General features: G+C 37.8%; 12 protein-coding genes and 1 pseudogene. 11 read left to right on the top strand and 2 right to left on the bottom strand.

The features are described from left to right. The first annotated feature begins 271 nt into the window (after positions 1–271). The 8 genes and pseudogenes from K3T81_RS03815 to K3T81_RS03850 all read left to right on the top strand — a co-directional run bounded on the left by K3T81_RS03815 (position 272) and on the right by K3T81_RS03850 (position 6,840). Positions 272–1,375: an amidohydrolase/deacetylase family metallohydrolase gene (locus K3T81_RS03815; protein WP_238018348.1), complete on the top strand. Its 1,104-nt coding sequence runs from the start codon at positions 272–274 to the stop codon at positions 1,373–1,375. Continuing rightward, positions 1,353–2,459 carry a DgaE family pyridoxal phosphate-dependent ammonia lyase gene (locus K3T81_RS03820; RefSeq protein ID WP_238018349.1) on the top strand — a complete coding sequence of 369 codons (1,107 nt, stop codon included), beginning with the start codon at positions 1,353–1,355 and terminating at the stop codon, positions 2,457–2,459. The genes K3T81_RS03815 and K3T81_RS03820 overlap by 23 nt, the downstream gene beginning before the upstream one ends. Beyond that, positions 2,456–3,211 (top strand): 2-dehydro-3-deoxy-phosphogluconate aldolase, encoded by a 756-nt coding sequence (gene dagF / locus K3T81_RS03825; protein ID WP_238018408.1) that lies wholly within the window; start codon positions 2,456–2,458, stop codon positions 3,209–3,211. Before K3T81_RS03820 ends, dagF begins: the two co-directional genes overlap by 4 nt. Next, a complete protein-coding gene (locus K3T81_RS03830; protein ID WP_238018350.1) occupies positions 3,204–4,217 on the top strand; it encodes a sugar kinase in 1,014 nt (337 codons plus the stop codon). Before dagF ends, K3T81_RS03830 begins: the two co-directional genes overlap by 8 nt. 15 nt (positions 4,218–4,232) lie before the next feature. After that, on the top strand, positions 4,233–4,955 hold the full coding sequence (locus K3T81_RS03835) for a GntR family transcriptional regulator (RefSeq protein WP_238018351.1): 723 nt from the start codon (positions 4,233–4,235) through the stop codon (positions 4,953–4,955). Positions 4,956–5,048: 93 nt separating this feature from the next. Beyond that, complete coding sequence (locus tag K3T81_RS03840; RefSeq protein ID WP_238018352.1) at positions 5,049–5,825, top strand: ROK family protein; 777 nt, start codon at positions 5,049–5,051, stop codon at positions 5,823–5,825. A 352-nt stretch (positions 5,826–6,177) separates the two neighbouring features. Continuing rightward, positions 6,178–6,327, top strand: a pseudogene (locus tag K3T81_RS03845) (GNAT family N-acetyltransferase); the annotation flags it as partial. Between the two features lie 90 nt (positions 6,328–6,417). Continuing rightward, positions 6,418–6,840, top strand: a complete 423-nt coding sequence (locus K3T81_RS03850) for a VOC family protein (RefSeq protein ID WP_238018353.1) — start codon at positions 6,418–6,420, stop codon at positions 6,838–6,840. 224 nt (positions 6,841–7,064) lie between these two features. Here K3T81_RS03850 and K3T81_RS03855 read toward each other — a convergent pair whose 3' ends face one another. Continuing rightward, a complete protein-coding gene (locus K3T81_RS03855) occupies positions 7,065–7,658 on the bottom strand; it encodes a TetR/AcrR family transcriptional regulator (protein WP_238018354.1) in 594 nt (197 codons plus the stop codon). Between the two features lie 166 nt (positions 7,659–7,824). Between K3T81_RS03855 and K3T81_RS03860 the strand changes: the two genes are divergently transcribed. From K3T81_RS03860 to K3T81_RS03870, 3 genes are all read left to right on the top strand, one after another. Then, positions 7,825–8,841 (top strand): NADPH:quinone oxidoreductase family protein, encoded by a 1,017-nt coding sequence (locus K3T81_RS03860; RefSeq protein ID WP_238018356.1) that lies wholly within the window; start codon positions 7,825–7,827, stop codon positions 8,839–8,841. A 548-nt stretch (positions 8,842–9,389) separates the two neighbouring features. After that, positions 9,390–9,599, top strand: a complete 210-nt coding sequence (locus tag K3T81_RS03865) for a hypothetical protein (RefSeq protein WP_238018358.1) — start codon at positions 9,390–9,392, stop codon at positions 9,597–9,599. Between the two features lie 841 nt (positions 9,600–10,440). Then, positions 10,441–11,808, top strand: a complete 1,368-nt coding sequence (locus K3T81_RS03870; RefSeq protein ID WP_238018360.1) for an OmpA family protein — start codon at positions 10,441–10,443, stop codon at positions 11,806–11,808. A 70-nt stretch (positions 11,809–11,878) separates the two neighbouring features. On the opposite strand, the gene K3T81_RS19465 is transcribed toward K3T81_RS03870, so the two are convergent. Beyond that, positions 11,879–12,007, bottom strand: coding sequence for a hypothetical protein (locus tag K3T81_RS19465; protein WP_275949816.1), 129 nt, complete (start codon positions 12,005–12,007; stop codon positions 11,879–11,881). Between the last annotated feature and the right edge of the window lie 65 nt (positions 12,008–12,072).

The following is a 12,072-nucleotide window of genomic DNA, read 5'->3' on the forward strand; positions in this document are numbered from 1 at the left end:
CTAATCACGGTAGACATTATAATGTTATATTGACCTAAAAGGGCATTAGTGTTATTCTACTTTTGTAAAAGTTAGAAAAGTCAATACAAATTAGTAACCGCTTACAATAATTGGATTTATCCCGGAGTAAGCGTCTGTAAGACTCCCACCTCAAAACATCAAGTGAGAGAAAACGGACGCTAACCCCCCGATTCGTTCAACTAACAATCAGTGAGGAAGAACTAAAACCCCCTCTGATTGAAAGCTCACTTTAACAAAAGGAAGGATAGATATGGCAGCTACATTGGTTTTACGGAATGTAAAAAGGATAGATGGAAGTTCTTCAGATATTGTCCTGGCAAATAGTAGAATTGTAGACATTGTTCCACCAAATACAGGTAACGGGGAAAAAGTTATTGACTTTAAAAATAATGTTTACGTTTCCAGTGGATGGATTGATATGCATGTTCACGCCTTCCCGGATTTTGATCCATACGGAGATGAGATTGACGAGATTGGTTATAAACTAGGTGTCACCACCATTGTAGATGCTGGGAGCACAGGTGCTGATCAAATACATAGCTTGGTTAATTATTCGAAAAGGGCAAAAACCAATGTGTTTGCCATGCTTAATATTTCACAGATAGGTTTAAAACAAATTGATGAGTTATCCAATCTTACCTGGTTGAATGAAGAAGAACTGTTAAAAGCAGTAGGGAATCATAAGGATTTTATCGTTGGACTTAAAGTTAGAATCAGCAAAAGTGTCGTTGGTCGAAATGGTGTGGAACCTTTAAAAATAGCACGTAATTTTTCAAAGAATACTAATTTGCCGCTTATGGTTCATATTGGCTCAGGTCCACCAGATATTAAGGAAGTTCTGGAATTATTGGAAGAAGAGGATATTCTTACGCATTATTTAAATGGGAAAAGCAATAATCTATTTGGGGATTTAGGTGAGCCTCTTTCTACATTTCTTCAAGCGATAAAACGAGGCGTTCATTTAGATGTTGGCCACGGAAATGCAAGTTTTTCTTTTCGTACAGCAGAGCAGGCAAAAGAACATGGAATCAAGTTTGACACCATCAGCACTGACATCTATCGAAAGAACAGGCTACATGGTCCAGTTTTCAGCATGGCTGACCTTTTAACAAAGTTTTTATATTTAGGTTATTCCCTGCAAGAGATAATCGATGCGGTTACAGTTAATGCAGCAAGATGGTTGAAAAAACCTGAATTAGGAAGGATTGCTACAGGGGATATTGCTAATCTCACATTGTTTTCAGTTGAAGATCAGTCGGTGGTCTTAAGAGACTCTGAAGGGGAAGAAAGAAAACACGATAAAAAGATTGTAGTAAAAGGAGTGGTGATGAATGGTGAATACATTGAATGCTAAGTATGGATTGAAAAGAGTAATCAATGCAAGTGGACGAATGAGTATTTTAGGTGTGTCTGCGCCATCGAATAATGTAATGGAAGCGATGAAAGTCGGCGGACAAAGTTATGTGGAAATTGCTGATTTGGTTGATAAAACAGGGGGACATATTGCCGGTTTGCTTGAATCGGAAGCAGCAATCGTCGTAAACTCTGCATCAAGCGGAATTGCCTTATCCATCGCAGCCCTTGTCACGGAAGGGAATCTTCGCAAGAGTGAACGGCTTCACCAAGATGTGATCTCAAAAAATGAAATCGTTTTACTAAAAGGCCATAACGTACAATATGGTGCACCAATTGAAACAATGGTGTATCTTGGCGGTGGCAAGCTTGTAGAGGCAGGTTATGCCAATGAAGGGAAAGCAGAGCATATTGCCGAGGCAATAAATGAAAATACAGCCGCTATTCTATACGTTAAGTCACATCATGCTGTGCAAAAAAATATGATTTCCGTAGAAGAAGCTTGGGAAGTTGCTAAAAGCCACAATGTGCCACTAATCGTGGATGCTGCGGCAGAAGAAGATGTTAAAAAATATGTACAAGTTTCAGATTTAGCCATCTATAGCGGTTCAAAATCCATCAAGGGGCCTACATCTGGAATCGTTGCTGGAAAGAAAAAGTACATAGAATGGTTAAAAGTACAATTGCATTGTATTGGCCGTAGTATGAAGGTTGGGAAGGAAACAACCTTTGGCCTGTTGCAAGCATTGGATGAATTTTTTGTCAAAAAGGATAACAGTAAAAAGGAAAAAGCCAGTCTTGAAGTGCTAACATCACTTCACTCATTGGAGGGAGTAAAAGTAGAGATTGTACAAGATGAAGCGGGTCGAGAAATCTATCGAGCACGGATACATATTGACCCAGCTGCATGCAACACCACAGCAAAGGAAGTAAATGACAAGCTAAAGAACGGAGAAATTGCAATTTATACAAGGGATTACGGGGTACGTCAAGGCTTTTTCGATATTGATCCACGTCCATTACAAGGCGAGGAAATTCATATAATTGAAGAGAGATTAAAAGCAATCTTGGGAGGACAAGCATAATGAACATCGAAAAACGTTTTTATCAAAACCGTGTTGCTTTAAATGTATTAGCCAATAGTGTCGAAAACGCTAAACAAGTTTTTGAAGCGGCAGAAGGCCATGTATTGGTGGGCGTGCTTTCAAAGGATTATCCTACAGTTGACACAGCTGTTAAGGCGATGAAGGAATATGGGGCAGCAATCGATCATAGTGTTTCCATCGGTTTAGGCGCCGGTGACAATAGACAGGCTGCGGTTGTAGCGGACATTGCTACATATTATCCTGGTAGCCACATCAATCAAGTATTCCCCTCAGTTGGGGCTACACGGGCAAATTTAGGAGAAAAAGACAGCTGGATCAACGCCCTTGTATCTCCATCAGGCAAAATTGGGTACGTTAATATTTCGACAGGTCCAAATAGTGCCGAGGTAGGGGAAGCAGCTATTGTTCCAATCAAAGCAGCTATTGCGCTTGTACGTGATATGGGAGGAAATGCCTTGAAATACTTTCCGATGAAAGGTCTAAAGCATGAGGACGAGTATCGTACGGTCGCAAAAGTTTGTGGAGAAGAAGGATTTGCTTTAGAACCAACAGGCGGGATTGATTTGGATAACTTTGCGACAATCTTGGAAATTGCATTAGAAGCAAAAGTGCCGAAGATTATTCCACATGTCTATTCGTCGATTATTAACAAAGAAACTGGAGAGACAAATGAGGAAGACGTACGAAAATTGCTTGCCATCACAAAAGAGTTGGTTGCAAAATATGCCTAAAAAAGTAGTTGCATTTGGGGAAGTCATGATGCGTTTGATGGCACCAGGCTATGAGCTTCTTACACAAGCGAATACCCTACAATACTCATTTTCAGGCACAGGGGTGAATGTAGTTTCTGCAATGACGAAGTTTGGCTATGATGGATACCTTGTCACAAAATTACCGAGTAATCCTCTAGGCGATGCTGCTGTTGCTTCCCTACAACGTTTAGGGATTGAGAGGACCTTTATTTCCAAGGGTGGTAACTATATCGGAATGTACTTTTTAGAAAATGGCTTTGGTCAGCGCTCAAGTCGAGTGACCTATACGAACCGTTTGGAAAGTAGTTTTAATACTGCGGACTTTTCAGACTATGATCTGGACCTGATTGCTGAGACTGCTGACATTATTCACTTTTGTGGGATTACACTTGCAATGACAGACCAGGTCCGCGAAAACATGAAGATACTTGCTCAAAAGGTGAAAGAAAAAGGTGGCCTTGTTTGCTTTGATTGTAACTATCGCCCTTCCTTATGGAGCGGAGGATATGTTCAAGCAAAACGACATTATGAAGATCTCCTCTCCTTAGCAGATATCGTGATGATGAATGAACAAGATGCCAAGTTTATTTTAGAAATGGAAACTGACAAAACATCAAGAGAGGCCCAGTTGAAAGATCTTATTCCTAAGGTAGCAAAGATGTTCGATATCCAAACAATTGCTGGTACGCATCGATCCATTAATGGTGATAATACACATTCACTCCGAGGATATATTTATAAACAGAATACATTTGTATTCTCGAAGCCATTACGCTTTTCTGTATTGGATAGAATTGGCGCTGGGGATGCTTTTACGAGTGGGGTTTTACATGGAGAACTTGCGGCTTTTCCTGAAACGAAAACAGTAGAGTTTGCAGCAACTGCAGGTATGCTTGCTTGTACGATTGTTGGAGATACCCCGGTCGCTACTGAAACGGAGATTCTGTCGGCGATGGCTGGAACGATGGAAGATATTAAACGGTAAGGTAGGAGATTGGAAATGATGGTGAAGAAAACGAAAGGTCCACTTTATATACAAATTAAAGAAATATTGAAAGATCGCATTTTAAATGGCGAGTATGCTTTAAATACATACATTCCCTCCGAACCTCAATTAGAAAATGAATTTACTGTCAGTAAAATAACAGTGCGAAATGCAATTAAAGAACTCGTCCAGGAAGGTTATCTCGAAAAGAAAAGCGGGAGAGGAACGAAGGTAATTGCCAATGTTTCCGTTGCGAAACTTGCAAAAGGGAAGCACTTCACCGAGATTTTAGTTGAGGAAGGCCACCGTATTACGAAGAATGTATTAAGTATTAAGCAGGTCGAATTAGTAGACTGCACGGAACTACGGTCAATATTTGGAGATCAGTGCATTAAAATTGAACGGGTTTATTCATTGAATAATGAACCGTATATTTACTTTATCCACTATCTTTCCCTGAACCTAAGTGAAGAAGAGATAAAAGATGTTCAACTCACTTCTTTATATCGCTTTTTGGAAGAACATCATATTCGCCCTGAATCATTTCGAGATGAGTTCCAAGTTTCGGTTGCGCCTCCTTCTATTAAAGAAGCGTTAAAATTAGAAGAAAGCGCTGCTGTTTTAAAAAGGATAAGGCGTTCTAGCGATGAAGAGGGAAATATCGTGGAATATAGTGAGGGGTACTATAACACCGCAAAGCAAAACTATGTGGTTTCCTATAATGATTCAAATCAATAATATGCTTTCAAATTGCTTTATTTCCTAATGTATCAAAGGAGCGCGCATAGATGGTCAATACAAGATGAACAAGTCAAAAAATGAGGCGATCACATGAATAAATACATAGCTTTTGACATAGGTGGTACTTTTTTGAAATATGCGGTGGTTGGCGCTGACAGTACTATTTTGGAACATACTAAAGTAAAAACACCGAAGACGCTGGATGGTTTATTAAAAGTCATCCATACATTTGCTGCGCTGCATAAGGATGTACAAGGAATTGCAGTAAGTCTACCAGGTGCTGTGTCAAATGAGGGAATTGTGTATGGTTCCAGTGCCATCCCTTTTATTCATGGTCCTAACATTAAACAATTGATTGCAAGTGGGACATCGTTACCCGTTTATATTGAAAATGATGCAAATTGTGCAGGCTATGCTGAAGTCTGGGCAGGGGCAGCAAAGGGTAAAAAGGATGTTTTAGTTATGGCGATTGGAACGGGAGTCGGTGGCGCCATCATTAAAAATGGTGAAGTCCATAAAGGTGCAAATCTTCATGGTTATAGATTGCCAATTTTTATCACAGAAAATGGGATCGGGGTAAACGAGGAACTTGATGAAAATAATCATGTTGATGATCACTATCGAATTGATTATCTTAATCAGCACCTCAAACAAATGAAAATCGCCATGCAAGAAGGGGTAGACGTAATTGGCTACCTCACATGGGGATCAACGGATATCTTAAGCTCAAAAGGCCAAATATCCAAACGTTATGGGAATATTTTTGTGAATCGTGAAGAAAAGGATTTGAGAGATTTAAAGCGATATAGAAAAAGTAGCTTTCATTGGTTTAAAAAGGTAATTGAATCAAATGGTGAAAAGCTTTAGGAAAGGCTGTAGAGCTGAGATTTTTTGGCAGGTTTTCCAATATGAAATGAAGTGATTCTAAAAGAGCGTTCCCAATCGGGAGTGTTCTTTTTTATGCTTATTTTATTATAGAAAAAGTAAACTTGATTTTATCTAAGAATAAATTTCTGGCGACTTAAGGATAAGAATTTCAATGAGTTTTTTTAAAATTTTAAATTTATGATAAAATGAAATTGAGAAATAATGTAATTTAACAAACGAAGAGATTTATAAGTACCATTTTTAATGACGCAATTTCCACTCATTACTAAATAAAGGGAGGGGTTAGGTTGGAAATAATTCAGCAATGGAATCAAAGTGAAAGTGACCAGTAGAAAAAGGGTGCAGGTTTATTTATCTTGATACATTTAGTTTCCAAGCCCCTGAATTTTATAAAAAGAATGGGTATGAGGTTTTTGGTATGCTTGAAGATCACCCAAAAGGGTTTAATCAATATTTTTTACATAAAAAATTGGAAGCATAGTTATTAACGGAACAGGCGCTTTAACCCAATATGGAGATCGTCTATTATGTCATCCCTTTTTATTAAAAAAATTAGGAGTTGAAATGGTTTATGAAACCAAGGATTACAGTAATTACATTAGGTGTAGATGATTTGGAAAGATCTTTAAAGTTCTATCAAGACGGGTTAGGGCTTCCAACAGAAGGGATAGTTGGTAAAGAATTTGATCATGGTGCTGTGGCCTTTTTCGACTTTCTATCTGGCATAAAGCTTGCCATCTTTGAGCGCAAAAACATTGCTCATGATGCTCAAATTGATCAGTCCATTCCTAGTCCAACTGAATTTACCATTGGTCATAATGTGGAAAGTAAAGAAGAAGTTGATAAAGTAATGGAGCAGGCAAGGGAGGCTGGTGCAATTATAACGGTTGAACCACATGACACGTTTTGGGGTGGTTATGCTGGTTACTTTCAAGATCCAGATGGCCACTTGTGGGAAGTAGTATGGAATCCACATTTAGAAATCAACGAATAACTCAATTAAATTACCTTTCTTAATCGAGCGCAATACTGTAAATCAGGGAATTGCGCTTTAAAATTATTCCTCTTCTAATAGAGAAGGGCATAGGTTAAAGAGGTAAAAAATGAAACCACATATTATCATACATTTGTATGTTTATTATGTGTGGTCCTCTAAGTACCAATTGTTTAGTTTTCTTTAACCTTCTTCTAATTATTCTGTTTCAATTCCAATATCCATTACATTTTAAAATTTAGAATTTGAAGTATTGAGTTATGACACAGCGTTCGATAATAACCATGCAAGCTATCATCATCTCTCATTAACCATTGAATCAAACTACCATCGATTATAAAACGAATACTTATTGTTGCTTGTTCGATATGATCCACTTTAAATACCTTTTCTTCAATTCCCTGTTTAATAATATCTCTTCCTATGGACCAACAGTTTTCATAGAATTGTTGGTTTATCTCTTTATACTGATCATTATTGTTTATCTGTGCTAAAAAGTCTAAGTATACACGATAGAAAGCCTTGTTCTCTTCAGGACTGATAAATACCTGATTAATATATGCTTCAAGTTTTTCAATGGCTGTTTCCATTTTATCAATTGATGCAGATTCTTTTTCATATATTCTATTTGTAATCCATTCAAACAGGTGAGCAAATACATCTGCTTTGTTTTTAAAATAATAGTTTGTTACCCCTTTACTTACATCTGCATAATCTGCAATATCCTGTAATGTCACAGATTCATAACCTTTTTCTACTGCAGCTTGGAAGGCTGCTTTTAATATTTGATTTCGTCTCTGTTCAGCTTTTTTTGCCATAATCAATCTAACCCCCGTTTACTACTTACCAATAGTATACAAAACTTTATCAATTTGTACGAGTAATTTATTCTGACTGGATAAATAAATTGACCGGTCAGAATAAAATGTATTATGATAAGTTTATGAAACGAATATTTAATTACCCAGAAAGGAATGTGGTTAGATGTCAAAGTATTTTAGTGCGCTTGTTGTGGATAAAACGGAGGAGGTTTTTTCAGTAAATATTGAACCATTATCTTTTGAAGACCTCCCAGATGGAGAGGTAACGATTCGTGTTCATTATTCAAGTGTAAACTACAAAGATGGATTATCAAGTATCCCAAATGGAAATATTGTTCAATCATACCCTTTTATTCCTGGAGTTGACCTTGCAGGAATAGTGACTTCATCAAAGGATGCTCGATATAAAGAAGGTGATAAAGTTATTGTAACAAGCTATGAGTTAGGAGTTTCCCATTATGGAGGTTACAGTGAATATGCAAGGGTTCCCGGCGAATGGGTCGTACCTTTACCCCAAAATCTTTCACTAAGAGAGGCAATGATATTTGGAACTGCTGGGTTTACTGCTGCTCTTTCCATCCACCAATTGGAGGCAAACGGATTAACACCAGAAGATGGAAATATATTAGTTACTGGAGCAACTGGTGGGGTAGGTAGTATGGCAGTTTCCATGCTCGCGAAACGCAATTATAATGTTACGGCAAGTACAGGAAAAGAATCCGAATTTAATTACTTAAAAGAACTCGGAGCAAAAGAGATTATCTCTCGTGAAGAAGTTGCACCAGAAAAAATTCGACCTCTTGGACAGCAACGGTGGGCAGGTGCTATTGACCCTGTAGGTGGTAAAACATTGGCTTCAGTTTTAAGCAATATTAAATACGGAGGATCAGTTGCTGTAAGTGGGTTAACTGGTGGTGTAGATGTACCAACAACTGTGTTTCCATTTATCCTTAGAGGGGTCAGTTTATTAGGGATAGATTCAGTATATTGCCCGAAGAAATTAAGAGAAACTTTATGGAAACGAATGGCTGATGACTTAAAGCCAGAAGGACTAGGGGATATAGCGAATGAAGTGCTATTCCAAGACCTGCCTAAGACGTTATCTGATATTTTAGAAGGAAAAGTTAGAGGACGAACAATTGTGAATATAAAAGATAAAGAATATAATAACTCTCTTTAATATAAGTTTGAGTAGTAGCTAGAGCTGAAGTCCAAGTCTGACATCAGCTCTTTATTAATTTTTATATCATAGTATAATATATTCAAACAATCATGAATTTTTGTTATTTAAATGTATGTGGTTTATAAGTAGCTCAAAGTCTTGGTGATTTTGCTGTTGTTAATTTTTCTTGAAAAGTGTTATGTATGTGTAGTTGTATATTAGCTAATGTGGATTTAGAGTTGAGAAGTATGTTACTTAACTTAATTGATTAAAGGGGTGGGTCTTTTATTAAGACAAAAGTTATTGAATACTTATTTAACGGAGAAAAGTATAAACTCTCGAGAGCCTTTCTTACCATTTTGTTACTTTTAGTTGCCTTATATCTATCGTATGTTTTTGAAGTTCCTATAATTGATGTTTTCGTACCTCTTTTAATCTTTACATTGGTGTTGGCTGTATTTCAAATAACGTGGTACAACAAGAAAAAGAACATCAAAACAATGGCTAGGGATTGGGTAGTAATCGTAATATGTTTAATTATTTTGATGATATGGGGTTTTGTAAAGTTGCAAGAAAACAAATTAGAAAATGAAGTTTATAATGTGATTGAAGAAAAAGTTCAAGATGAAACGTTTACTATAGAATTTATAGATGAAGTGGACTACTACGAAGAAAAATACTTTGTTGTCAGCTATACCATTAAAGGTGACCCAACTGAATATTTGGAATGGTATTATCGGAAAGATGGAGAATGGCTTCAAGATGAAACAAAATAAATTGGATAGGATAGGAAAAAATTAGTTTTAATTAAGACTACTTTATATTATAAAGAACATGATTAAACCTCAATGTGGCCAATCCATTGTCGGTGTATATTACAACAACACAAATACAGAGAAAAAAGTGTACAAACATGGAATTTATGGTAAAGTAAACATAGAAGAATAAAAAGTGCATATCATAATAAAGACCGCCCATGCTGTAACATGGAACGGTCATAATAGACCGAACCCCGTCAAGAGGGGCTAGGCGCATTAAAGGAAGAGATAATCCCTCAAAGGCCGTTCAAACCACATGAGGGATTATTTTTTATTTTTATCGGACATGATAAACGCAATCAGCATGCCAAATGAAACCATTAGCATTAGAACGCTTATTATATCCATAGGCGCCACCTCCCTTCTCGGAAATTCCGGAGAAGGTTTCCAGTGCGCCACCCCTCATGTGAAGCCAGTCTATTAAACTCAATTATAACATATTGCTATCATTCTATAGCAATTTTCATTAAATAAATAAGCAGTGGTTATGCCGCTTTAGGAACAGTTTTTGACATAGTCGCAGGCGGTGATTTAATGATTGAAATTGATAAAACACAATATAAGAAACTCAGTAGTGCTCAAAAAAATATAGAATCCGCACCATATTCATCTTAAAAACGGAGTCCTTTGCACATCTCATGAGGGCTTCTTTTTTTTCTGTCACAAAAACATGACGAAAGTATTATTTTTCAAAAACGCACAGTGATTACTACCTTTCTTTAGTCCCTCTAGGTATACTAAACGCAGAGAACATAGGGGACAGGAGACTTGTCTCGATTGAAACAGGGGAGTGTTTGAGTTGAGGAAATTATTTATGGTAATCGTTATTGTATTGTTGATCAGTGGCTGCGTAAAAGAGAAGGACGCAACTAGTGAGACTAAAGGAGAACCGGATCAGACTTTAGAGCAGGAGAATGAAACGGAAGCGACCGATACGGCGCAAGATGAAGAAGAGGGTGATGCTGAGAAGGCTACGTCGGAGCTTGGCGATTTAGAAGTGAAGCTAAGTGGTGAAGCAATAATTGAGGAGGACCAAATAAGAATAGAAGGGGAAAGCAATCTGCTACCTGGTTCAAGTATCTATTCAAGTGGTGTGACGGATGGTGGCTTTGCCTCTTCTACGTTTATTGATACGGCAGAAGTTCAAGAGGATGGAAGCTTTTCCTTTGAATTTTCCGGGATAAGCACAAGTACTACCGTTAAGTTGAATTTATATACCAATAACCAGACAGAGGAGCATTACGGGGAAAACTTGGAGAAGGCAACAGGGCCACAAGTGTATGTAACAGATACACATGGCGCGTTCGAAGTGAAGGCGGAATTCTATATTGATGTAGATCAGCCCATGCCATATACGATTCCAATCGAAATTCCACAATGGAAAGAAAAGCCGGATGATTATGGAGAGCCGGAAGTTTGGATGGAAGCAGATGTGGACAGCGATCACCGCTACCTCTATTTTAAAGGAAAAAGTAATCTGGTGGAAGGCACAAAAGTTGGTGGAAATCTGCTAAAGGCTTCTGGCATTATTGATGCATTTTCATTTGGATTTACGCGGGTAAATCCGGATGGCACATTTGAATTACGGGTACCGTATCATAAGCTGCAAAAAGGTATGTACATGCCGATACGCTTTGAGCCGAAGAACAACAGCTGGGAAGATGTATTGAATACATATGGCGAGCATGGGGAGAAGCTGAAGGGCGAACTTGTTGAAGAGGATGGAGAAGATCAATATGTGGAGTTGATCGTAGAAATCGATGCACCGGACTTTGACCCTCCTAAAGACGTAGGCTTGACAGTAGAGGATGAGGAAGTAAAAATACAAATGCCTGATGACTTACTGTTTGATTTTGACGAAAGTACCTTAAAAGCAGATGCTAAGGAAACACTTAATGATGTGATGAAAGATTTACAGAAATTAGATGAGAATACGGAAATTCAAATCAATGGACATACCGATAATGTCGGCGATTCGGATTATAATTTGAACTTATCAAAGGAAAGGGCGGAAGCAGTTTGGGCCTATCTAGAAAAAAGTGGTGATGTGACTGGACTGGATGTGCAAATTGAAGGATTTGGCGACACCAAACCTATTGCTTCTAATAAAGAAGAAGATGGCCAAGAGCGAAATCGCCGAGTAGAAATTGTGATTAATCCCAAGTAGAGATCGTAATACATGAACAAAGAGGTCAATTTTAAAAGGAGCAAAACAGTTTGCTCCTTTTATTTTGCAGTTATTTCTTCTTCAGCTGCCTGAGATATCCCATGGAAGAGGCATATGCTGCTGTTCTTGCAGGGACCCCTTTTTTCATTAAGTTCTCTGCGGTTTCTTCAATCATTTCTCCAGCACCTTTGTTTTTCAAAGCAGACCCTCCTTTCTCGTTTATTATCTGTGGAGTAGGAGAAATTATTTGCCAAGTTCCTGGAA

Source organism: Oceanobacillus jordanicus, from assembly GCF_022095695.1.
GTDB classification, from domain to species: Bacteria; Bacillota; Bacilli; order Bacillales; family Amphibacillaceae; genus Oceanobacillus_B; species Oceanobacillus_B jordanicus.